At 70.9% G+C, this 24159-nt stretch carries 13 protein-coding genes, 1 pseudogene and 1 riboswitch; of the genes and pseudogenes, 4 read left to right on the top strand and 10 right to left on the bottom strand.

Translation table 11 applies throughout. From position 1 onward, the window contains the following. Positions 1-3: 3 nt before the first annotated feature. From AC1RQG_RS01775 to AC1RQG_RS01755, 5 genes are all read right to left on the bottom strand, one after another. Positions 4-564: a chemotaxis protein CheW gene (locus AC1RQG_RS01775; protein ID WP_493127685.1), complete on the bottom strand. Its 561-nt coding sequence runs from the start codon at positions 562-564 to the stop codon at positions 4-6. Between the two features lie 30 nt (positions 565-594). Further along, on the bottom strand, positions 595-2763 hold the full coding sequence (locus AC1RQG_RS01770) for a chemotaxis protein CheA (protein ID WP_493127683.1): 2169 nt from the start codon (positions 2761-2763) through the stop codon (positions 595-597). A 75-nt stretch (positions 2764-2838) separates the two neighbouring features. Then, the gene (locus tag AC1RQG_RS01765; RefSeq protein WP_493127680.1) at positions 2839-3156 is read right to left on the bottom strand and encodes an STAS domain-containing protein; all 318 of its coding nucleotides are present in this window, start codon (positions 3154-3156) and stop codon (positions 2839-2841) included. A gap of 117 nt (positions 3157-3273) precedes the next feature. After that, positions 3274-3642, bottom strand: coding sequence for a response regulator (locus AC1RQG_RS01760; RefSeq protein WP_182151401.1), 369 nt, complete (start codon positions 3640-3642; stop codon positions 3274-3276). A 9-nt stretch (positions 3643-3651) separates the two neighbouring features. Next, positions 3652-4809, bottom strand: a complete 1158-nt coding sequence (locus tag AC1RQG_RS01755; RefSeq protein ID WP_493127678.1) for a methyl-accepting chemotaxis protein — start codon at positions 4807-4809, stop codon at positions 3652-3654. A gap of 355 nt (positions 4810-5164) precedes the next feature. Between AC1RQG_RS01755 and aqpZ the strand changes: the two are divergent. Beyond that, positions 5165-5854: pseudogene (gene aqpZ / locus AC1RQG_RS01750) on the top strand (aquaporin Z); the annotation flags it as partial. Between the two features lie 69 nt (positions 5855-5923). On the opposite strand, the gene AC1RQG_RS01745 reads toward aqpZ, so the two are convergent. Further along, positions 5924-7534 carry a methyl-accepting chemotaxis protein gene (locus tag AC1RQG_RS01745; RefSeq protein WP_493127676.1) on the bottom strand — a complete coding sequence of 537 codons (1611 nt, stop codon included), beginning with the start codon at positions 7532-7534 and terminating at the stop codon, positions 5924-5926. A gap of 307 nt (positions 7535-7841) precedes the next feature. Between AC1RQG_RS01745 and AC1RQG_RS01740 the strand changes: the two genes are divergently transcribed. Further along, positions 7842-8471, top strand: coding sequence for a Crp/Fnr family transcriptional regulator (locus AC1RQG_RS01740; RefSeq protein ID WP_493127674.1), 630 nt, complete (start codon positions 7842-7844; stop codon positions 8469-8471). A 54-nt stretch (positions 8472-8525) separates the two neighbouring features. On the opposite strand, the gene panD is transcribed toward AC1RQG_RS01740, so the two are convergent. After that, positions 8526-8885 carry an aspartate 1-decarboxylase gene (gene panD, locus AC1RQG_RS01735; protein ID WP_493127672.1) on the bottom strand — a complete coding sequence of 120 codons (360 nt, stop codon included), beginning with the start codon at positions 8883-8885 and terminating at the stop codon, positions 8526-8528. A 258-nt stretch (positions 8886-9143) separates the two neighbouring features. Between panD and AC1RQG_RS01730 the strand changes: the two genes are divergently transcribed. Beyond that, positions 9144-10874 (top strand): diguanylate cyclase, encoded by a 1731-nt coding sequence (locus AC1RQG_RS01730; RefSeq protein WP_493127670.1) that lies wholly within the window; start codon positions 9144-9146, stop codon positions 10872-10874. A gap of 16 nt (positions 10875-10890) precedes the next feature. Here the strand turns inward: AC1RQG_RS01730 and AC1RQG_RS01725 are convergent, their stop codons facing one another. Next, a complete protein-coding gene (locus AC1RQG_RS01725; RefSeq protein WP_493127669.1) occupies positions 10891-12519 on the bottom strand; it encodes a serine hydrolase in 1629 nt (542 codons plus the stop codon). Positions 12520-12592: 73 nt separating this feature from the next. Then, positions 12593-14452 (bottom strand): M1 family metallopeptidase, encoded by a 1860-nt coding sequence (locus AC1RQG_RS01720; protein ID WP_493127668.1) that lies wholly within the window; start codon positions 14450-14452, stop codon positions 12593-12595. Positions 14453-14573: 121 nt separating this feature from the next. Beyond that, positions 14574-14745: riboswitch (yybP-ykoY riboswitch) on the top strand. Between the two features lie 11 nt (positions 14746-14756). Here AC1RQG_RS01720 and AC1RQG_RS01715 point away from each other — a divergent pair. Beyond that, positions 14757-15332 carry a TMEM165/GDT1 family protein gene (locus AC1RQG_RS01715; protein WP_493128219.1) on the top strand — a complete coding sequence of 192 codons (576 nt, stop codon included), beginning with the start codon at positions 14757-14759 and terminating at the stop codon, positions 15330-15332. Positions 15333-15366: 34 nt separating this feature from the next. Here the strand turns inward: AC1RQG_RS01715 and AC1RQG_RS01710 are convergent, their stop codons facing one another. After that, positions 15367-24075 carry a glycoside hydrolase family 94 protein gene (locus AC1RQG_RS01710; protein WP_493127667.1) on the bottom strand — a complete coding sequence of 2903 codons (8709 nt, stop codon included), beginning with the start codon at positions 24073-24075 and terminating at the stop codon, positions 15367-15369. Between the last annotated feature and the right edge of the window lie 84 nt (positions 24076-24159).

Genomic DNA, 24159 nt, shown 5'->3' with positions numbered 1-24159 from the left:
CCTTCAGTTGCGGGCGGCCAGGTTGTGGCGCGCCAGTTCCACGATCTCGCCGCTCGACAGCACGCGCTCGATGGCCAGCAGGCTGACGAACCTGCCGTTGACCTTGCCGATGCCGGCGATGAAGTCGGGCCGGATCCGGGTCCCGAACGACGGCGCCGGCTCGATGTCGGCGGCCGCGATGTCGACCACGGCGTTGACGGCGTCGACCAGCATGCCCAGCACCTGCTGGCCCTCGCCCTCGGCCTCCCGCACCTCGACGATGACGATGCAGCTGCGCTTGGTGACCGGGCTGGCCGGGCGGCCGAAGCGGGCCGCCAGGTCCATCACCGGCACCACGGCGCCGCGCAGGTTGATCACGCCGCGCACGCAGTCGGGCATCATGGGCACGCCGGCCAGGCTGCCGTACTCGATGATCTCCTTGATGCCGAGGATGCCGACGGCGAACTGCTCCTCGCCCAGCATGAAGGTCAGGTACTGGCTGGCCGGCGGGGCCGCGCCCTGCTGCAGGGCCACGGCGGCGCGGCCGGGGGCGGCCGGGGCGGCGCTGTTGACGACTTGGTTCATGGTTTCCTCCGTGGACGTGGGTGGCCGGCGTCAGGCGGCCAGCTGGGGCTGGCCCTTGGCGCTGACGGTGGCCATCAGGGCGGCCACGTCCAGGATCAGGGCCACGTCGCCGCTGCCGAGGATGGTCGAGCCGCTGATGCACTTGACTTCGCTGAACATGGGGCTGAGCGGCTTGATCACGGTCTGGAACTCGCCCAGCAGGGTGTCGACCACCAGGCCGGCGCGCTGGTTGCCGTACTTGAGCACGACGATGCTCTCGCGCCGGGTGGCCGCGCCGGGCAGGCGGAACAGCTCGCGCAGGCGGATGAACGGCAGCACCTGGCCGCGCAGGTTGCAGTAGTCCTGGCCCGGCTCGGCCGCGTACTCGATGCACTCCTCGATCATGTCGAGCGGGATCACGAACACCGAGCCGCCCACCTGCACCAGGAAGCCGTCGATGATGGCCAGCGTCAGCGGCAGGCGCACGGTGACGGTGGTGCCCTGGCCGGCCACGCTGCCGACGTCGACGCTGCCGCGCAGGGCCGAGATGTTGCGCTTGACCACGTCCATGCCCACCCCGCGGCCCGACAGGTTGGTGATCTTCTCGGCCGTCGAGAAGCCGGCCTCGAAGATCAGGTTGTAGATCTCCGAATCGCTGAGCTTGCGCTCGGGCTCGACCAGGCCGCGCTCGATGGCCTTGGCCAGGATCTTCTCCTTGCGCAGGCCGCCGCCGTCGTCGCTGACCTCGATCACGATGTTGCCCGACTCGTGGAAGGCGTTCAGCTTGATCATGCCGCGGGCCGGCTTGCCGGCCGCCAGCCGCGCCTCGGCCGGCTCGATGCCGTGGTCCATGGCGTTGCGCACCAGGTGCATCAGCGGGTCGCCGATCTTCTCGACCACCGTCTTGTCGAGCTCGGCGTCCTCGCCGTCGACGATCAGGCCGATGTCCTTGCCCAGCTCGCGCGCCACGTCGTGCACCACGCGCTGGAAGCGGTTGAAGGTGGCGCCGATCTTGACCATGCGCAGCTCGAGCGCCGCGTCGCGCACCTCCTCGACCAGGTTCGACAGCACGCCCGTGCATTCGAGCAGTTCGGCGTTGTGGATCTGCTGGCCGATCATGTTGGCGCGCGCGCCGGCGATGATCAGTTCGCCCACCAGGTCGATCAGGCGGTCGAGCTTGTCCGAGTCGATGCGGATCGAGCGGCTCTCCTGGGCCTTCTGCTCCGACACCTGCTTCTGCTTGGCCAGCGCGGCCTCCACCACCACCGGCGGCACGCTGCCGCCCTCGACCAGGATGCTGCCCAGCTGCTGCGGTTCGCTGCCGGCCTGCTGATCGAGCGCGCTGTCGAGCTCGCGCGCCGTCACGCTGCCGCAGCGCACCAGGATCTCGCCCAGGCGCGCGTCCTGCTCGGGCAGGGCGCGGATCAGGTCCACGTATTCGGACACCTTGCTGTGCGGCGGCAGGATGCGGATCTGGCAGTCGTCCTGCACGAACTCGAACACGCCCTCGATGGCGGCCTTGTCGGCCGTGGTGTCGAAGGCGATCTCGAAGCCCAGGTAGCACAGCTCGGCGTCCATCTGGTCCGGGTTGGCCGGCAGCGCGTCGGGCACGGTGGCGATGCCGACGATGGTGCCGAGCCTGGCCAGGTAGCGCAGGAAGGCGATCGGGTCCATGCCGTTGCGCAGCACCTCGGGGCCGAAGCGCAGCGAGATGTGCCAGTGGTCGCGCGCGTCCGAGGCCGCGCCGATGCGCTCGACGGCCGGCTCCACCGTCGCCAGCGGGGCCGCCGGCGCGGCCGGCGCCGGTTCCCCGCCATCGCCGTGGGCGGCCGCCATGTGGCGCCGCAGCTGCGCCACCAGGGCGTCGCCCTCGGGCGCGCTGTCCGGGTCGGCCTCGAGCTGGCCGGCCGCCAGCGCCTCCGTCATGCCCGACAGGAAGTCGCAGCACGACAGCAGCAGCACGATCATCTCGTCGTTGAGCACCACGCGCCCGTCGCGCACCTCGTCGAGCAGGCTTTCCACCACGTGGGTGAAGGCGACGATGTGGTCGAGGCTGAACAGGCCGGCCGAGCCCTTGATGGTGTGGGCGGCGCGGAAGATGGCGTTGATGGCCTCGCCCTGGTCGCCGGCCAGGTCGACGTTGAGCAGGGCGTTCTCCATCTCTTCCAGCAGTTCGCGGCTCTCCGCGATGAATGTTTGCAGCGCTTGGTCCAGGTTCATGGCGTCATCCCCAGGGTGAAGGTCGCGGTCGGTGCGCGGTCGGAGCGCGGTCGGTGCGCGGTCATGGCGTGGCGCTCAGGCGGCCGCGTGGATCAGCAGGGCGTCGCCGAAGTAGCCGCCCAGGTCCAGCATCTCGAACACGTCCACCACGGCCGGGCTGTGGCCCGCCAGCCGCAGTTCGCGGCCGTCGGCGGCGGCCACCTGCTTGGCCAGCATCAGCACCTGCAGGCCGGCCGTGTCCAATTCCGTCACGCCCGACAAGTCCACCTCCAGCACGGCCGCCTGGCGCAGCGCGTCGAGCAGCAGCGCCTTGACGTCGGCGGCGCGGTAGATCGTCAGCTCGCCCTCGATGGCGAAACGGACCGGCAAGGCGTTGGCGGAGGATGCGGACATGGTGGCTCCCGGTGGACGGTTGGGCGGTTGGGCGGTTGGGCGGTGGGCGGATCGGGACGCGGACCGGGTGCGGCAGGCCCCGCGTCCATCATCAGTCGAAGCGCGGTCGGGGCGCGGTCAGGGCAGGACCAGCTTGGCCACGGCGCCCAGCAACACTTCCGGCTTGAACGGCTTGGTGACCCAGGCCTTGGCGCCGGCCGCCTGGCCTTCGCGCTTCTTCTCCTCCTGCGACTCGGTGGTCAGCATGATGACGGGCGTGAAGCGGTAATTGGCCAGCGCCTTGAACTGCTTGACGAAGGTGATGCCGTCCATGTTGGGCATGTTGACGTCGCACACGACCAGGTGGATCTTCTGGCCCGTGCATTTGGACAGCGCGTCCACGCCGTCGCGGCCCTCGATGACGTCATAGCCGGCGCCCTTGAGGGCGATGCCGACCACTTGCCGCAGCGAGGCGGAGTCGTCCACTACCATGATGGTCTTTGCCATAGTGATTCCTTAGAAGAACGTGATCTCGTCGGCGGCCGCCGGCTGTTGGCGCCGGGTGGTCAGCGCGCCGCCATGGACGGCGTGCTCGTCGGCCATGGCATAGGTTTTTTGCAGTTCGGCCAGCAGCGGCGCGGCCTCCAGCGGCGCCAGCGCCTGCGCCTGCTCGTAGTGGGCGCGGTTGTCGCGCAGCAGGGCGGGCAGGCGTTCCATGTTCTCGCGCACATGGGTCATGACCTGGCTGACGCGGTCCTGGAATTGCAGTTGCACCAGCGCCTCGCCGACCTCGCTCTGGATGCCCATCGATTCCTGCTTGAGCAGTTCGGACGACTGCACCAGCGCGTCGGTGACCTGGCGGAAGTCGCGCAGCACGGCGTCGATCATGCCCTCGGCCGACTGCATAGAGGCGTCCTCGGCGGCGCTGGACTGCTCGGCCGCCGCGCTGGCCGACAGGATGGCGGCGCTGATCTGGCCGACCCGGTCGGCGATGTTGCGCCCGGTCTCGGCCGAGCGGTTCGACAGGTTGCGCACCTCCTGCGCCACCACGGCGAAGCCGCGTCCGGCCGGGCCGGCGCGGGCCGCCTCGATGGCCGCGTTCAACGCCAGCAGGTTGGTCTGGGCCGCGATGCTGGCCACGCCCTCGGCCATGTCGCGCAGTTCGCGCGTGAAGCGCTCGAGCTGCTGGATCTGCTCGAGCATGGTCTGCTTGGACGCCATGGCCGACTTCATCGACGTCACCACGGAACCGAGCTGGTTCTCGCTGCTGGCGAACACGTCGATCAAGGCCGGGCCGCCGCCGCCCTGCTGCTGCAGGCTGGACACGTGCAGCGCATTGTCGAGCTTGTCGACGATGTTCGAGAAGCGTCCGGCCAGGTCGGCCACGGCCTCCTCCATCTGGCTGCGCGACGATTCGATGTGGCGGCACCAGATCGGCAGCACGGCGTCGCCGAACTGTTCGCGCCCGTCGAGGTAGTGCTCTATCATGCGCTGGCGCGCCGCCTCGGCCGCGCCCAGGTGGCGCGCGGCCAGCGCGCCGGCCGCCAGCAGCAGCACGGCGAACACGATGGCGTAGACGCCGGCGCCGCCGGCGGTCAAGGTGGCCGCCGCGCCGGCGATAGCCAGCCCCAGCGGAAGAACTGTCGTGCTGCTCAAGCCGGACAATCTATTCATTGGACCCCATCGAAAAATGGTCAGTCGGCACCGTCCCGGCGCGAGGCGCCGTCGTCAAACTGTATCGCAAAATGCAGGTCCGTTGCTCATATGTTTTAAATAAAAAAATCCCCGCCGCCACCTTTGTGCGGCCGGTCGATTCTAGGGGCGCGCGCCGCCGGCGCCATTCAAATAGATTCACACGCGAAACTATTTGCTGCGCATAAAATGGTTCGGCGTCACGCCATGTTGTTAATGCACAACTCGGCGTGCGCGGCCGGCGCGGTGGACTTTTCAGTTTGCGCGCGGTAAATTGACAACGTTGTTCGGCAGCTAACTCAATCGCGGCCCGCGGGCCGCATCTCGCAAAAGGAATCACATGAAACAATATGGCGCGGAATTCTTTGGAACCTTCTGGCTGGTGCTGGGCGGCTGCGGCAGCGCCGTGCTGGCGGCGGCCTTCCCCGGCGTGGGCATCGGCCTGCTGGGCGTGGCGCTGGCGTTCGGCCTGACGGTGCTGACCATGGCCTACGCCATCGGCCACATCTCCGGCTGCCACCTCAACCCGGCCGTCTCGATCGGCCTGTGGGCCGGCGGCCGCTTCCCCGCCTCCAAGCTGCTGCCCTACATCGTGGCGCAGGTGCTGGGCGCGATCGCGGCCGGCGGCGTGCTGTACCTGATCGCCAGCGGCAAGAGCGGCTTCGACCTGGCGGCCGGCTTCGCCTCGAACGGCTACGGCGCCCACTCGCCGGGCGGCTATTCGCTGACGGCGGCGCTGGTGACGGAGGTGGTGATGACGATGATGTTCCTCTTGATCATCCTGGGCGCCACCGACGCGCGCGCGCCGGCCGGCTTCGCGCCGCTGCCGATCGGGCTGGGACTGACGCTGATCCACCTGATCAGCATCCCGGTCACCAACACCTCGGTCAATCCGGCCCGCAGCACGGGCGTGGCGCTGTACGTGGGCGACTGGGCCACCAGCCAGCTGTGGTTGTTCTGGGTGGCGCCGATCGCCGGCGCGCTGCTGGGCGCGGCCGTGTACCGCTTGATCGGCAGCAAGGACTGAGGTGACGGGAAGGGGCGGGTCCGCTGCCCGCGGCCCGCCCGGGGCGCCGTGGCCCCCTGGCCGGACCGCTCAGGCGGCCAGCCGGCGCGCCGGCGTGGCGGCCGGGCCGGCCGCGCGGGCCTGGCCCTCGCCGCCGTCGAGCTTGAACAGGCTCACGGCCTGGGCCAGCCGCACGGCCTGCTCCTGCATGGCCTCGGCCGCGGCGGCGGCCTCCTCCACCAGCGACGCGTTCTGCTGCGTGACCGTGTCCATCTGGGCGATGGCGTCGTTGATCTGCTCGATGCCGTCGGTCTGGGCGCCGCTGGCGGCGCTGATCTCGGCCATGATGGCGGTGACGCGGCTGATGGCCGCCACCACCTCCTCCATCGTGCTGCCGGCCTGGTCCACCAGACGGGTGCCGGCCGCCACCTTGCCCACCGAATCGTCGATCAGCTGCTTGATCTCCTTGGCCGCCGCCGCCGAGCGCTGGGCCAGCCCGCGCACCTCGGACGCGACGACCGCGAAGCCACGGCCCTGCTCGCCCGCGCGGGCCGCCTCCACGGCCGCGTTCAAGGCCAGGATGTTGGTCTGGAACGCGATGCCGTCGATCACCCCGATGATGTCGACGATCTTGCGCGAGGACGCGTCGATCGAGGCCATGGTCTGCACCACGTCCGACACCACGGCGCCGCCGCGCTGGGCCACGTCCGAGGCCGAGGCGGCCAGCGTGTTGGCCTGGCGCGCGTGGTCGGCGTTCTGCTTGACGGTGATCGTCAACTGCTCCATCGAGGCCGCCGTCTCCTCCAGCGAGCTGGCTTGCTGCTCGGTGCGCGCGGACAGGTCGAGGTTGCCGCTGGCGATCTGGCCGGAGGCGGAGGCGATGGTTTCCGTGCCCTGCCGCACCTCGCGCACGATGCGCTCCAGATTGCCCGACATGCGGTGCAGCGCGTGCAGCAGGCGGCCCGGCTCGTCGCGCGCGAACTGGCGCGCGCCGCCGCCGGCCGACAACTGGCCCTCGGCCACGCGCTGGGCCACGCCCACGGCCTCGTTGATGGGGCCGGTGATCCCGCGCGTCAGCCACCACGCGAACACCACGCCGAAGCCGACCACCAGCAGCGCCAGCAACAGCAGCTGGTCGCGGCTGCGCTCGGCCACCTGGTCGATGGCGCGCGCCGCGTTGTCGATCGCCTTGCGCTGGTGCTCCAGCATCTGCTGCAGCTTGGCCTCGTACTCGCGCGAGGCCGGCAGGTATTGCTGCTCGAGAATGGTCTGCGCGCCCTGCGCGTCGCCGGCCGCCTTGGTCTTGGAGACGGCGTCGCGCGCGCGCATGTAGTTGGCCCGCACTTGCTTCATCTGCGCGATCAGGGTCTGGTCGTCGGCCCCGGCCAGGTCCTCGATCTGCTTGACCAGCGCCTGCGCGCTGCGGGTGGAGCTGGCGATGTCGTCGGCGAAGAACGCCACCAGGGCCGGATCGTCGCTGCGCGCGATGGCCGAGGTGCGGCGGATGCCGGCGTACACCAGCCGGTACCAGTCGGCGATCATGCGCTCCTTGGCCAGCGGCACCTCCATCATGGTGCGGGTGGCGCCGGCCACGCCCTGCAGCCGGTAGATGCCGAGGCCGGTGTTGACGATCAGGATCGCCAGCACCACCGCGAACCCCAGCGCCAGCCGCTGTCCTATGCCCAGATTAGCCATCTTCATGCACTGTACTCCCTTGATTGGTTTGAGGTCCGGCACCGGCGTGCCAGCCGCCCGCTGCGTGTGGGCGCGGGCCGAGCCATGGTAGCGTGAATGGCGGCGGCGGGACAGGGTCCGCGCGCCGCCGGCAAACGGGCACAGCAGTATAAGGACATGCGGCCGCCTGCCGATTCACTTACTTTAAGTTTGAAATAAAATGACACAAACAGTTCTATTTTGCAACATATTGCACCAATGGGCAATTGTTTCTGTCGGTTGATTCAATTATATTGCTTGTCAGCTTATCAACGACGGACCTGCACGCATCAACATGAGACACGGATTCCTGGAACAACGAGAAAAATACAAGACGCACGTGATGCGCCAGTACGGCGTCACCGAACAGATGTATGACGCCATCAACCGCCTGATGGCGCCGCTGGTGGTGCCGATCAGCGCGCGCAAGGGCGAGCTGCTGCAGCGCAGCGGCGTGGTGGCGCAATCGCTGCACTGGATCTACAGCGGCGTGGCGCGGGCCGGCTTCGTGACGGAGGGCGGCACGGAAGTGACGCTGCGCTTCTGGACCGAGGGCGAGTCGGTGGCCTCGCACGAGGATTTGCTGCGCGCGCGCGATGGCTTGCCGGCGCGCCAGTTCGTGGTGGCCGAGACGGCGCTGCACGGTTTCCGCATGGACTGGGCCGACGTGGGCCGCATGTGCGAACTGCACGAGGTGGTGCGCGCGTACTACGTGAAGGTGTCGGAGGCCAGCATCCTGCGCCAGGGCCGCAGCATCTACAACAGCAGCGCCGCCTCGGCCCAGTCGCGGCTGGCCGCGTTCCGCGACGAGTATCCGGGGCTGGAGGCGCGCGTGTCGCAGAAGGTGATCGCCTCGTTCCTCGGCATCACGCCGCAGTACATGTCGCAGCTGCTGCGGCAGGACGCGCTGGCCAAGGCGGCCTGAAAAAGAAAACGGCGCCCACCGCGGGCGCCGTTTTTTTTTGCGGCGGGGCCGCGCTTACTTCTTCAGGCCCGTGATCTTGTTGTTGCCATCGACGAAGACGATCTTCGGCTCGTAGCCGGCGATCTGCTCTTCCGTCATCGGCGCGTAGGTGCAGATGATGAGCAGGTCGCCGAGCTGGGCGCGCCGCGCGGCCGCGCCGTTGAGCGAAATCTCGCCGCTGCCGCGCAGGCCGGGGATGGCGTAGGTGGCGAAGCGCTCGCCATTGTTCACGTTGTACAGCTCGATCTTTTCATTGGGCCGGATATCGGCCGCATCCAGCAGATCCTGGTCGATACCGCAGGAACCTTCGTAGTGGAGGTCCGCTTGCGTGACCGTGACCCGGTGCAGCTTGGCACGCAGCATAACTCGTTGCATAGACATCACTTCATCCTTCGTTAAATGGGGGGTTCAAGGCTTGCCTCAAAGCAATCCCGGAGGCCGGCTGGCCCGCCGGCCGGACCCGAGGACCGTTCCGCCTTGATGCGCGGTCGCAATCGTACCACTAGTTCCCTGCCCCGTGCCGTTTCCGGCCCGCCTGGGGGCGACAGCGGGCGGCGCTTATGGCATATTGCAACTTGGAAAAACGCTGCTCCGCGTACCGTGTGGCAGGCAGCCGCAAGGAGCGCAGTAGAAATGAGACTGACCCGCATGTTCGCCGTGTCCATGGCCATCCTGGCGTTGCTGGTGGGCGCCATGCTGGGCCGGATATTGTGGGGGGAATGGAACAATTACCGGGCCGCGCGCGCGGGCGTGCACGCGCTGCAACTGGTGCAGCGGGGCATGATCGCGGCCGAGAAGCTGTCGTTTGAACGGGGCCCGGTGAACGCCGTGATGGGCGACGCCGTGCCGCCCGACCCGTCCAAGCGGGCGCGGCTGGCCGTGGCCCGCGCCGCCAGCGACCAGGCGCTGGACCGGCTGGCGGCCGCGCTGGCGGGCCACCCCGCCAGCGGCGACGGCCGGCCGCCGACGGTGGCCGGCATCAAAGCCCGGCTGGCCGCCGCGCGGCGCGCGGTCGACGCGGTGGCCGACCTGCCGCCGGCCGAGCGCACGCCGCAGCGGCTGACGGCGGCCGTGGAGCAGATGTTCGCGCTGATCCCCGTGGTGCTCGACGACGTGACCGGCTACGCGGGCGCGGCCGAGCAAGCCTACCCGAACCTGGCCAAGATCCTCATGAAGGCGCGCTTCGCCGTCGAGCTGCGCGAATACGCGGGCCGGCTCGGCTCGCGCCTGACGGTGGCGCTGGCCTCGGGCCAGCCGCTGGCCGAGACCGAGCACACGCAGATCCAGTTCCTGCGCGGCCAGATCGAGCAGCTGCGCCACCTGATCGTCATGTCGACCAGCGCCATCGACCGCGATCCGCGCGTGCTGGCGGCCGTGCGCGCGATGGACGAGAGCTACTTCACCAGCGGCCTGGCGCTGGTGACGGGGGTGGAGCGCGACAGCCGGGCCCACCAGCCCTACGGCATGGACACGGCCCAGTTCGCGCAGCGCTATGTGCCGTTCATGACACCCATCCTGAGCGTGCGCGACGTGCTGCTGGAGGCGGCGCTGGACCAGGCCCAGCAGGACTACGACACGGCCCAGAGCGGGCTGCTGCTGGCCTGCCTGACGGGCGGCGCCATCCTGCTGGCCATGACGCTGCTGATGATCATGCTGCGCGCGCGCGTGATGGTGCCGCTGGCGCGGGCCACGCGCGCGCTGGTCAAGCTGGGCAACGGCGACTTCTCGATCCGCGTGCACGAGACGCGGCGCCAGGACGAGATCGGCGACCTGCTGCGCGCGCTGGGCCAGCTGCGCGCGGCCGGGCTGGAAAAGCAGCAGCTGGAGATGGAACGCCAGCGCCTGATCGAGGAATTGCGGCTGCGCGCCGACACCGATTACCTGACCGGCATCCTGAACCGGCGCGCGTTCACGGCGGCCGGCAACCAGCGGCTGCGGCGCGCGCGCGAGCACAGGCTGTCGCTGGCCGTGATCCTGTTCGACGTGGACCGCTTCAAGGCCGTCAACGACAACCACGGTCACGACGCCGGCGACCAGGTGCTGATCCGCATCGCCGCGCTGGCGCGCGAGGAGTTGCGCGACGGTGAGATCCTGGCCCGCTACGGCGGCGAGGAATTCGTCATCATGCCCGGCAACTGCGACCTGCAGGGCGCGGGCGCGGTGGCCGAACGGATGCGGCGCGCCATCGAGTCGGCGCCGCTCACGCTGGCCAACGGCCACGTGCTGCACGTGACGGCCAGCTTCGGCGTGGCCGCCTCGCAGGGTCCGCACCTGGCGCTCGACAGCCTGTTCCACGCGGCCGACCTGGCGCTGTACCGCGCCAAGCACCAGGGCCGCAACCGGGTCGAGTGCGAGCCGGCTTGAGCGGCGCGGCGCCCGCCTAGCCCCCGGCTTTGCCCTTGTCCTGCCGGGCGGGCTTGACCGGTTTGAAATCGAGGTCCGCGAAATCGAAGCTGAAATCCGTCTCGCTCGACACGGGCGCCATCCTCATGCGCTCGATGCTGCCGTCCGGGTTCAGCGCGAACGTGACGTAGGCGTCGGCGTTGAAGTTGCGCGCCTGCCAGCGCACGATGAAGGTGTCGTGCTGGAAGTGTTCGAGCACGCCGGTGAGCGACGGCGAGCGGCTGAAGCTGAGCACGCGTTGGCCATCGCGCGCGGCGATCGTCACGTCGCCATACCACGGATCGCGGTACAGGCCGTCGTAGGCGGCCAGCGGCAGCGACGGCGCCGAACCGGCCGCGCGCGCCGCCACCGCCTGGCCCTGGCGCGCCAGTTCCTCGCGGTGGCTGCGCGCCTCGTCGTCCGCGTACAGCCGGATCCAGTCGCTGGCCGGCACCCGCAGGTAGTGGTCGAGGATGCGCCACTGCAGGGCCGAGATGGCCGGGCTGTTCTCGGCGTTGGTGAGGATGGCGATGCCGAGCTTCTCGTCGGGCACCATCAGCACGCGCGAATAGAAGCCCTGCAGCGCGCCGCCGTGCAGCGCCAGCTTGCGGCCCTGGTAGTCGCGCAGGTTGAAGCCGAGGCCGTAGCCGGCGAAATTGGGGCGGGTGGCGGCCAGCGCGGGCGGCGGTTCGGTGATCTTCATCGGCGTGGTCTCGGTCCACAGTTCGCGCGCCCGTTCGGCGCTGAACAGCCGGCGTCCGTCGGGCAGCTTGCCGCCGGCCAGCAGCACGTTCATCCAGCGCGCCATGTCCGCGGCGCTGGTGTCGATGCCGACGGCGCCGAGCGCGTTCTCGGCCAGCATCGGCTCGACCACGGTCTGGCGTTCGCCGACCTTGCTGTGCGGCGCGGCGTAATTGCCGCTGGCGCGCATGCGGGCCACGCTGGTGACGGTGCCGTCCATGCCCAGCGGCGCCAGGATGCGCTCGCGCACGGCCTCGCCCCACGGCTTGCCCGCCTTGTCCGCCACGATCCTGCCGGCCGCGATGTAGAGCAGGTTGTCGTAGGCGTAGCTGTCGCGGAAGGTGGTGGCCGGCTTGATGTAGCGCAGCCGGTGGATGATGTCGTCGGCGCTGAAGGTGCTGGTGGGCCACCACAGCAAGTCGCCCGCGCCCAGCCCCAGCCCGCTGCGGTGGGTGAGCAGATCGCGCACCGTCATGGCGCCGCTCGCGTAGTCGTCGTACATGCGGAAGCCGGGCAGGTGGTCGGTGACGCGGTCTTCCCAGTTCAACTTGCCCTCGTCCACCAGCATGGCCAGCGCGACGGCCGTGAACGCCTTGGAGTTGGACGCCACCTCGAACAGGGTCTTGCCGTCCACGGGCGCCGGTTCGCCGAGGCGGCGCACGCCGTAGCCGCGCGCGGCCAGCACCTGGCCATCCTTGACGATGGCGATGGCCATGCCGGGCACGCCGAAGGTCTTCAACGCCTGGTTGACGTCGGCGTCGAGGTCGAAAGCGGGAACGGGCGCGGGCGCGGTCTGCGCGGCCGCCGGGGCGGCGGCGAGGGCCGGCACGGAAATGCCGGCGAGGGCCAGCAGCGACGCGGCGGCCAGACGAGTTTTCAAATCCATGTCTCTATCGTGATAAACGGTTTATACGGTATAGCCCATTCGTGGCGCGGCGGCGCCGCGCCCGGCGTCCGCCTCACTTCTCGGCGAACTTCCTGTCGACGGCGGCCTGCGTGACGGGGTGGTAACGTTCACGCGCCCTGACGTACAGCGCCTGCGCCCAGGCCCGGTCGTCCGGCCGTTGCAGCAGGGCCCCGTACAGCGGCACGACGAACTTCTGCCGCCCCACGCTCATCAGGAACGCTTGCAGCGGCGCGCGCACGTCGTAGCCGGCCTTGATGGAGGCGAGGAAGAAGCGGTAGGCGATCTCATTGTTGCCGCTCTTGCCCAGGCCGAACGCCTGGTCCAGTTCGCGCATCTGGCCGGCGCTGGCCTTGCCGTCGATGTCGTTCAGGAAGTGCATCCATTCGAGCGCGATCCAGTGCCTGGCGTCGAGCTTGTCCGCGGCCAGTTCGCCGCGCAGCCAGCTGCTGCGCTGGGCGTCCACGGCCGCCAGCCGCGGCGAGGCCACGCGCACGGCGCTGGCCGGGATGCCGGGGCCATACAGCCACTCGTCCAGCTCCGCGTCCGTCATCAGGCCGGGGTGGGTGTCGAGCAGGTTGCGGTGCAGGTAGGTGACGAACTGCTCGGTGGTGGCCGACTGGAACGCGTGCTGGTCGAACCAGCCGCGCAGGAACGGGTCGAACACGGCGCGGCCGGCCCGCTGCTCGAGCGTGCGCAGCAGCCAGGCGCCCTTGGGATAGGCCAGCTCCTCGTCCGTGTAGGTAGCCTCCGGGTTGACGTCGGGCCCGCGCGTGAGCAAGGCTTGCTTGGCCGGCGCGATCGACGGCAGCGAGGCCAGCGCCTCCTCCTGCTCGACCTGCAGGTTGATGTCGGCCACCTCCGCGCCGTACAGGCTTTCGACGATGCGCGTGGTGACGTAGTTGGTGAAGCCTTCGTTGAGCCACCAGTGCTTCCAGGTGGCGTTGGTGACCAGGTTGCCCGACCACGAGTGGGCCAGTTCATGGGCGATCAGGTCGACCAGGCTGCGGTCGCCGGCGATCATGGTCGGGGTGAGGAAGGTCAGGCGCGGGTTCTCCATGCCGCCGATGGGGAACGACGGCGGCAGCACCAGCATGTCGTAACGTCCCCAGCGATAAGGGCCGTACAGCGACTCGGCCGCCTCGATCATCTTTTCCGTGTCGGCCAGCTCGTAGGCGGCCGCATCGATGCGGGCCGGTTCGGCGTACACGGCCGAACGCGGGCCGACGCTGCGCACTTCCAGTTCGCCGATGGCGATGGCCAGCAGATACGCGGGCACCGGCTGCGGCATGCGGAAGTTCCAGCCGCCCGCGCCGGTGGCCTTGGGATCGTTCTCGGCGCTCATCACCACGCGCAGGCCGGACGGCGCGTCGATGTGGGCGCTGTAGGTGAAGCGCACGGCCGGCGTGTCCTGCACCGGCGCCCACGAGCGCGCGTTGATGGTCTCGGACTGGCTGAACATGAAGGGCCGCTTGCCCGACATGGTCTGCTGCGGCGTCATCCACTGCAAGGCGGCGGCGCCGGGCGCGGTGCGGTAGTAGATGCGCACCTTGCGCGGCTGGCCGGCCAGCGCGATGCGCAGCGCCCTGCCCTTCTCGGCCTGGCCCGGCTCGGCCGGGTCGAGCAGGTAGGAGGCGGGCGCCCAGCGGCCGTCCGGGCGCTGCAGGCGCACCTGGGCGATGCGCAGGTCGCGCGTGTCGAGCGCCAGGCTGCGGGCGTCGGGCGCCAGCCAGTCGAGCGTCAGTTCGGCGTAGCCGGACAGGGTCTTGTGGCTGAAATCGGCCTTCAGGTCCAGGTGCAGGTCGGTGGTGCGGACCTGGTCGTATTGTGCGTAGCTGAGCGGGTCGGCCCAGGCGGCGCCGCAGCAGCACAGCAATGCGGATAACACGGCGCGCGGGATGGTGGCGGTAGGCATGGTGGTCGGGTCGTTGGATGGAAAAGTGTGGCGCCGGAGGCGGCGCGACGCGGACGCGGACGCGTTGCAGAATACCACAGCCTTTTCTGGACCGGCCCGGCCGTTGTGCGGTATCATGCCGCCAGTTGTGGGGAGTAGTCGTCCTGCGCCCGCGCGCAGGAAGCTGTATCAACATCATCGGCCCGCAGGCCGTGGTACAGCTGGTGGATCACTTGACGAGACCATGAACCAGGGGCGGCCGCATGGGCCGGAGCCGCCCATGGCTCATCGGTTAACCATCCGGCCCACGTACCATCATCTCATCATGGAAGCTTTCCTCGTCTCCAGCGGCATCGTCGCGCTCGCCGAAATCGGCGATAAAACCCAGTTGCTCGCCTTTATCCTCGCCGCCAAGTTCCGCAAGCCGCTGCCCATCGTGGCGGCCATCTTCGTGGCCACCGTGGCCAACCACGCGTTCGCGGCCGCCATCGGCAGCTGGCTCACCGCCCTGATGGGGCCGGACGTGCTGCGCTGGGTGCTGGGCCTGGGCTTCATCGCCATGGCCGGCTGGACCCTGGTGCCGGACAAGATCGACGAGGACGACGCCAAGCTGGCCCATTACGGCGTGTTCCTGACCACGCTGGTGGCGTTCTTCGCCGCCGAGATGGGCGACAAGACCCAGGTCGCCACCGTGGCGCTGGCCGCGCGCTACCACAGCCTGGTGTCGGTGGTGGCCGGCACCACGCTGGGCATGATGCTGGCCAACGTGCCGGCCGTCTACCTGGGCGGGCGCATCGCCGGCAAGGTGCCGCTCAAGCTGGTGCACGGCGTGGCCGCCGCCGTGTTCGCGGTGCTGGGCGTGCTCACGCTGCTGGGCGCCGGCGCCGGCGTGGGCTTGTAACGCCCGCCAGCGCGGCCACCGCCCCGCCGCGCCGTCAGCCAGCCGGTGGCGCCAGCCGCAATGTCACGGCGTGCTCACGGCCGTCGTCGATCAACGCCACGTTGTGGCCGGCCACGGGCTGGCCATCGACCGTCAGACCGGGCGCCTCGTCCGGCCCGGCCCACGTCACACGTATCGTGTACGGCGTGGCGCCGAAGCGGTAAGTGACCGTGTAGCCATCCCAGCCGGCCGGCAGCAACGGCGCCAGCGCCAGCATGGGCCCGTTGCGCGTCACCCCCAGCAGCGATTCGAGCAGCAGCCGGTACATCCAGCCGGCCGATCCCGTGTACCAGGTCCAGCCACCGCGCCCCACATGCGGCGGCACGGCGTACACGTCGGCCGCCACCACGTACGGCTCCACCTTGTAGCGTTCGCAGGCGTCCGGCGTGGCGCCGTGGCGCACCGGGTTGATCATGCGCGCCAGCTCCCACGCGCGCGCGCCCTCGCCCAGCCTGGCGAACGCCATCGCGGTCCAGATGGCCGCGTGCGTGTACTGGCCGCCGTTCTCGCGCACGCCCGGCACGTAGCCGCGGATGTAGCCGGGGTTGGGCCCGGCCTGGTCGAACGGCGGATCGAGCAGCTGGACCAGGCCCGCCTCGCGCCGCACCAGGCGCTGGTCGACCTGCTCCATGGCGCCGCGCGCGCGCACCGGGTCGGCCACGCCCGACAGCACGGCCCAGCTCTGCGACAGCGAATCGATCTGGCACTCGACCCCGCCGGCCGAGCCGAGCGGGGTGCCGTCGTCGAAGTAGGCGCGCCGGTACCACGCGCCGTCCCACGCCTGCTGTTCGACGCTGGCGGCCAGCTGACGCACCTCGTGGCGGCAGGCGGCGGCGAAGTCGGCGTCGCCACGGCGCTCGGCCAGTTCGGCGAAGCGCTGCTGCACCTCGCACAGGAAGAACGCCAGCCACACCGATTCGCCGCGTCCATGCTCGCCCACCTTGTCCATGCCGTCGTTCCAGTCGCACGAGCCGATCAGCGGCAGGCCGTGCACGCCGTAGCGCTGGCCGTGGCGGATCGCGCGCACGCAGTGCTCGTACACGGTGGCGCTGTAGGGCGCCGCCACCGGCAGGTCGTAGTACGCGTCCTCCTCGGGCTTGACGGCGCGCCCCTCGAGGAACGGCACCGGCTCGTCGAGCACCGTCGCGTCGCCGGTGACGGCCACGTAGCGGGCCGCCGCCAGCGGCAGCCACAGGTAGTCGTCCGAGCAGTGGGTGCGCACCCCGCGCCCGGTGGGCGGATGCCACCAGTGCTGGACGTCGCCCTCGATGAACTGGCGCCCCGCGCACAGCAGCAACTGCTCGCGCAGCAGCTGCGGCGCCGTGTGCACGGCCGCCATCGCGTCCTGCAGCTGGTCGCGGTAGCCGAACGCGCCGCCCGACTGGTAGTAGCCGCTGCGCGCCCACAGCCGGCAGGCGATGGTCTGGTACATCAGCCAGCCGTTGGCCAGCACGTTGAGCGCCGGCTCGGGCGTGTCCACCTGCACCGCGCCCAGCGTGCGCTGCCAGTGGGCGCGCACGGCCGCCAGCGCCTCGTGGGCGGCCGCCGCGCCGCGGTGCTGCTGCACCAGCACGCTCACGTCGGCGTTGCGGCGCCCGCCCACGCCGAGCACGAACACGATCTCGCGCCGCTGGCCCGGCGCCAGCTCGAACGGCACCTGGATCGCGCCGCACGGGTCGAGCGCCGGCCCCACCCGGCCCGACAGGCGGGCCCGCCGCAGCGCGGCCGGCGCCGCCAGGCTGCCGTTGCGGCCGATGAATTCGGCGCGGTCGGCCGTCACGCTGCGGGCGGTGCCGCCGTCGGCGTTGAAGAACGCCACCCGGCCCGGGAACTCGGTGTTGTAGGCGTTGCGCGCGAACAGCGCGCCGCTGGCGCCGTCGAGCTCGGTCACCACGTGCATGGCGGTCTTGGCGCGCAGGTCGCCCAGCACCCATTCGACGTAGCCGGTGGCCGACAGCCGGCGCGGCACGGCGCCGTCGTTGCGCACCTCGAGCACCGTGTAGCGGATCGGCGCGTCGAGCGCGACGAAGGTGGTGAGGGTGGTGGCGATGCTGCCCTCGGTGTGCTCGAACACGCTGTAGCCGAAGCCGTGGCGGGTCAGGTAGGGGCCGGCGCCGGGCGCCGGCAGGCCGGTGGGCGACCAGAACTGGCCGCTCTGCTCGTCGCGCACATACCACGCCTCGCCGCTGGCGTCCGTGACCGGGTCGTTGTGCCACGGCGTGAGCCGGAACTCGTGCGCGTTCTCATGCCAGGTGTAGGCCTGGCCGCTCTCGGAGATCACGCTGCCGAACTGGGGATTGGCCAGCACGTTGCACCACGGGGCCGGCGTGCGCTGGCCGGGGCCGCCGACGATCACGTATTCGCGCCCGTCCTCGGTGAAACCGCCGCTGCCGTTGAACAGCAGCAGCGGCGGCGCCACCGGCGGGGCGGACGCGCCGTCGGCGGCGGCGGCGGCGGCGGCGCGCGGGTCGGCCACCAGCGCCGGCACCCGCAGCGGCGGCGGCACGGCCCGCTTGACCTGCTCGGCCAGCGTGCCGCGGCTGTCGCTGACGATCACGCGCGCCACCGACTGCAGCAGCACCCGGTCCTCGGGCGCGATCTGGTCGGCCAGGCGCACGAAGATGCCGCCCGGGCGGTCGATGGCCTGGGCGTCGATGCCCGAGGCGATCAGGCCCATGATCTGGTCGTGCAGCACCTGGCGGTAGCCGCCCTGGTCCTCGTACCAGATCACCAGGTCCACCACCAGCCCCTTCAGGCGCCAGTAGGCGTGCGCCTGCACCAGCTGGCGCGCCAGCTCGATGTTGGCCGGGTCGCGGATCTGCAGCAGCACGATCGGCAGGTCGCCCGAGATGGCGTAGGCCCACAGCCCGGACTGGCCGCGCTGGTTGCGCTGCAAGATGGCCGGCTCGGCCCGCAGCGCGCCGTTCGGGTACAGCACGCTGCCGGCCAGGCGCGCGTACAGCTGGGCGTCGGCCTCGCTGGCGTTGAGCTGGCGCAGCACCACCTGGCTGTGGGTCCAGGCCAGCTCGAACACGCGCTCGGCCAGGTGGCGGTCCTGGTATTTGTCGACCAGGTGCAGGGCCGCCTCGCGCGTGTCGGCCATGCCCGTCACCAGGTCGATGGTGGCGCTCTGGTCGGGCGCCAGCGTGATGCGGTGGCGGATCGCCACCACCGGGTCGAGCACCGAGCCGTGGCCGCCGCCCAGCGGGCCGGCCACCCGCAGCGCCTGCGGCGCGTGGCTGCCGCGGCCGCGGCCGATGAAGGCGGCGCGGTCGGTCTCGTACGACACCTCGAGCACGGTGGCGCCGTGCACCGTCATCAGGTGCAGCAGCGACGGCGGATGCTCGTCCTTGCCGCGCGGCCGGCGCGTGCACAGGATGGCGTGGCGCGGCCCCAGGATCTCGGTCTGCACGAACAGCTTGGTGAACGCCGGGTGCGCCGCCTCGGCCGCCGCCGGCGCCATCACCACCTCGGCGTAGCTGGTCAGCTCGATCGTGCGTTCGCGGTCGCTCTGGTTGGTCAGCCGGTGGCGTCGCAGCTCGATGTCGTCCTCGGGCGAGACCACGATCTCGGTGTACAGCTCGAGCCCGTGGTCGCTGCGGCGGAACTCGGCCCGCCCCTCCGAGAAGATCACCTCGTACCTGCGCGGCTCGGCCAGCGTCGGCTGCCACGCGCCCGACCAGGTCAGGCCGCTGTCGACGTCGTGCAGGTAGAGGAAGCTGCCCCAGTGGTCGCGCGTGCCGTCCTCGCGCCAGCCGGTCACGGCCAGGTCCTTCCAGCGGCTGTAGCCGCCGCCGGCGTTGCTGACCATGACATGGTAGCGCCCGTTCGACAGCAGTTGCACCTCGGGCAGCGGCGTGGCCTGGTTCAGCATGCGCATCGGCATCGCCTGTTCGGCGCTGGGGCCGGGCGCGGCCAGCTGCTGCTCGGTGGCCGAGTGGAACGCGCCGACCTGGGCGCTGCGCTCCTGCAGCACCAGCAGCGCCGATTGCAGCAGCGGGTCGGCCATGAAGCGGCGCTGCATGGGGCGGTCGTGCAGCAGGTAGTCGAGCGCCAGCAGCCCCATGCCCTGGTGGTGCACCATGAACGAGCGGATCACGGCCGCCGCCTGGCCGCGCGGCAGCCGGGCCGGCGTGTAGTCGATCGCCTCGTAGCAGCCGTAGCGCCCCATGTAGCCGAGCGCGGCCATCTTCTGCAGGTTGGCGCAGGCCGCCTCGGGCCGCACCATCAGGCCCAGCATGGTGGCGTACGGCGCCACCACGAGGTCGTCGCCGAGGCCGCGCTTCATGCCCAGGCCCGGCACGCCGAACGCGCGGTACTGGTAGTTGAGGCTGGCGTCCACCGTGTTGTAGCCGGACTCCGAGATCCCCCACGGCACGTTGCGGCGCCGGCCGTAGTCGATCTGGGCGTCCAGCATCGCGTGGTAGGTCTGGTCCAGCAAGGTGCTGGCGTAGGTCGGCATGACCAGCAGCGGCATCAGGTATTCGAACATGGAGCCGCTCCACGACAGCAGCACCGGCTTGCCGGCCACGATGCACAACTGGCGCCCCAGCGCGAACCAGTGCTCCTGCGGCAGCTGGCCCTGGGCGATGGCGACGAAGCTGGCCAGCCGCACCTCGGACGCCAGCAGGTCGTAATAGCTGGCGTCGAGCCGGCGCTCGCTCAGGTTGTAGCCGATCGCCAGCAGCTTGGTGGTCGGGTTGTACAGGAAGCTGTAGTCGGGCTGGGCGCAGGCCGCGCAGCGCAGCAGCAGCGTGTCGATGGCGGCCACGCGCGCGCGCGCCTGGCCCCCGCCCTGCGCCACCAGCGTGGCCAGCCGCTGCTGGCGCGCGCGCTCGTCGGGCGCCAGGTCGGTGGGCGCGGCCTCCATGCCGGGCCAGGTGGCCAGCGCGCGCAGCGTCGGCATGCGCGCCAGCCGGCTGTCGCACAGCGCGTCCGGCCCCAGCGCCAGCCACGGCGCGTAGCGTTCGAGCTCCTCGCGCAGCGCGCGGCACTGGGCCGCCAGCGCCGTGCCCCACTCGCGCACGGCCTCGTCGCCATGGGCGGCGGCCGCCTCCAGCAAGGTGTCGGCGCTGGTGCAGGCGCGCGCCAGCCAGTCGTGCAGCGCGCCCATGTCGGCCGGATCGGGCCGTCCGGCCGGCACCAGCAGGCCGTCCAGCGCGCGCAGCGCCGGCGCGCCGGTCAACGCCGGCGCCGCCGGCTCCATCGCCGCCAGCGCCTCGTGCAGCACGCCCAGCGTGGCGGCCAGGCCGTCCATGCACTGCGGTCCCAGCAGCGGCTGGTCGGCCAGCGCGGCCAGCCCGGCCCGCAGCGTGAGCAGGTGGCCGGCCAGGTTGCCGCTGTCGACGGTGGAGATGTAGACCGGGTGCAGCGGCTTCAGGCTCTGGGTGTCGTACCAGTTGTAGAAGTGGCCCTGGTAGCGCTCCAGCAATTCCATCGCGCCCAGCGCGCTGCCGGTGCGTTCGAGCAGCTGGCCCGTGGTCAGGTAGCCGAAGTCCCACGCGCTCAGGTTGGCCATCAGCGACAGGCCCATGTTGGTGGGCGAGGTGCGGTGCGCGACCACGGCCACCGGATGCTCCTGCATGTTGTCGGGCGGCAGCCAGTTGTCGTCCGGCCCCACGTAGCGGTCGAACCAGGCCCACGTGCGGCGCGCCAGCTGGTGCAGGAAGCGCAGCTGGGCCACGCTCAGGCGCACGGGCGGGCGCGGCACCGGCCGGCTGATCCACCATGCCAGCCACGGCGCGGCCAGCCAGGCGGCCAGCCACGGCGCGGCCGGCGCGATGCCGGCCGGCCGCCACAGCGCCAGCGCGGCGGCCGTGGCCACGGCCAGCAGCGACGCGCCGCGCATGGCGCGCCAGCAGTCGGCCGGGCTGGCGCCGGCGCGGGCCAGGCCCGAGGCGCGCCATTCGAGCAGGCGCTGGTGCGACACCAGCAGCCGCCACAACGCGCGGCCGATGGCGTCGAGCGCGAACGCGGCCTCGTACGGCAGCCAGGCCAGCATCAGCAGCGCGTGCGAGAAGTGCACGCCAGCCAGCCGCAGCACGGCCCACAGGTGCTGGCGCCACAAGGTGTCGCGCGGGCGCCGCGCCGCGTGGTGCAGCGTGCCCACCAGCGGCGGCAGCAGCGGCACGGCCAGCACGGCGGCCGTCCACAGCCACGGGTCCGGCAACGCGCCCCACGCCACCAGCAGCGCCAGCAGCAGGGCCGGCGCCGTCAGGCTGCGGCGCAGGTTGTCGAACAGCTTCCAGCGCGACAGCGCCGACAGCGGATTGCGCTCGCGCCGGCCGTCGGCGCGCCGCACGGGGCCGGCCAGCCAGCCGCACAACTGCCAGTCGCCGCGCAACCAGCGCTGGCGGCGGCTGACGTCGTCGGCGTAGGTGGCCGGCCACGCCTCGTACAACTGCACATCGCTCAGCAGGCCGGCCCGCAGGTAGCAGCCTTCGAGCAGGTCGTGGCTGAGGATCAGGTCGTCCGGCAGCCGGCCGCCCAGCACCTGCTCGAACATGTCGACATCGTAGATGCCCTTGCCGATGAACGAGCCTTCGCCGAACACGTCCTGGTAGACGTCGGACACGGTGCGCGTGTAGGGGTCGATGCCGGGTTCGCCGCCGCCCAGTCGCTCGTAGCGCGAGGCGGCCTCGCCCGGCAGGCTGGCCGTCACGCGCGGCTGCAGCACGCCGTAGCCTTCCACCACGCGCCCGCGCGCGGCGTCGTAGCGCGGCTGGTTGAGCGGATGGCGCATGGTGGCGATGCACTGGCGCGCCGTGTCGCGCGGCAGCTGGGTGTCGGTGTCGAGCGTGATCACGTAGCGGATGCCGCGCAACTGTTCGCTGTCGCCCTCGACCAGCGAGAACGCGTCGCGCGCGCCGCCGCGCAGGTAGCGGTTGAGCGCGTGCAGTTTGCCGCGTTTGCGCTCGTGCGCCATCCACACGCCCTGGCGCGGATTCCACAGGCGCGGCCGGTGCAGCAGCAGGAACGGCGTGCCCTCGTAGCGCACGTTGAGCGCGCGCATGCGCTGCTGCAGATGGGCCAGCACGGCGCCATCGTCGGGCAGCGTTTCCGCGCTGGCGTCGGGGAAATCGGTGAGCAGGCAGAACACGAGGTTGGGATCGCGGTTGGCCAGGAAGCGCACCTCCAGCTGCTCGCATAGCTCGTCCACATTGTCGCGGCTGTAGATCAGCGTGGGCACGGCCACCACGGCGCGCGCGTCGTCCGGCACGCCGGCGCGGAAATCCATGCGCGGCAGCGGATGGGGCGCGGTCAGCACGGTGGCGGCCCAGTTCACCAGGCCTTGCGCCAGCTGGCTGCTGCCCAGCAGCGCCAGCACGCCGAGCGCCGCCAGCAGCCACGGTTGGTCAACCCCGTCCCGCGCCGTGCGCGCCAGCAGCCACGCGCTGGCGCCGGCCGTGAGCAGGCCGATCGCGCCCAGGTAGCACGCCAGCGGCGCGCGCCGCGCCAGCTGGCCGATCCGCTGGGCCAGCGGCAGCCGCACGCCGGCCAGCCGCGCCAGCTCGGCCGAACCCGGCCCCACCAGGTAGTAGCCGACATGGCGCTGGCGCGCCTCGGCGGCGCCGGCCGCGTCCTGCGCCAGCCGCACGGCCCGCTCGGCCACCTGCTCCTCCGTAGCCGCCGCGTGGCGCGCCAGCATTTCAACCACGTGGCGGTACTGGTCGCGGGTGGCGAAGTCCATGCCGGTGTAAATGCCGGCCGGGTCGTGCCGCAACGCGCGCTCGACGGCGCTCATGTTCTCGACGAACTCCTGCCAGTCCATGGTGCCGAGGAAACGCAGGCTGCCGATGCTGTTGGCGATCGACACCTGCTCGGCGGCCTGCAACTGGATCTCGGCCTGGATCTGTTGTTCGATGGTCTGGTCCGACTCGGCGAGGCGGTGCGACAGCCAGGTCAGCGCCAGCGTCAACGCCGGGCTCTGCCCCTGCAGCCGGCGCGCCAGCTCGGCCACGAAGGCGCTCGTGACGGGCGGATTGGAGCGCGCCATGTCGGCCACCAGCAGGATCAGGCCGCTGGGGTTCTGGTCGGCCACCTCCACCATGCGGTCGGCCCATTCGGTGGCCTGGTCGCGCTGCACGCGGTTGTCGGCCACGCGCGCGGCCACCCGGCGCAGGTTCTCGATCAGGGCCAGGCGCAGCATGATGGGGATGGCCCACAACTCGCCCAGTTGCAGCGTGGCCACTTCCTGGTAGGCGTCGACGAAGCGGCACAGGCTTTCCGGATCGACGCGGCCGTCGCCGTGGGCGATGATCTCGAGCGCGATCCGGTACACGCGCGGCACGCCGTTGCCGGCGCCCGTGCCGCCGTTCAGGCGCGGCAGTTGCCGGCTGTAATGCTTGGGCAGGTGGCGGCGCGCGGTGCGGATCTGGTCTTCGATCAGGTAGTAGTTGTCGAGCAGCCATTCGGAGGCGGGCGTCACCTGGCGTCCGGCCTGGATGGCGTCCGTCAGCGCGTCGCAGGTGGCGGCGATGACGGCGGCGTTGTCGGCCAGCCGCGCCAGCAGGCGGTCGCGGCCGCCGCCTGGGCTGGGCTCGTGCTGGGCCGCCAGCGCCCGGCCGTGGGCCGCCATCTGGGCCGCGCTGAACAGCTCGGCCCGCAGCGGCATCTCCTCTTCCTCGTCCGCGCGCAGGGCGCCGGCCTCTGCGGCATCAAATCCCAGCGTAAATCTGGGCAACAGGGTGGTGTGCTTTTCCATCGGTCCTCGCTAGTTGAGCTAACTAGTTGAGCTAACGAACGGGCACGACATGACCACACCTTCCGGCCGTGTCGCGGCGCACGC

The organism is Rugamonas sp. GW822-FHT03B10 (assembly GCF_058801745.1).
Note: the sequence above shows the minus strand (reverse complement) of the source record. Positions and strands in the feature narration are given on the sequence as shown.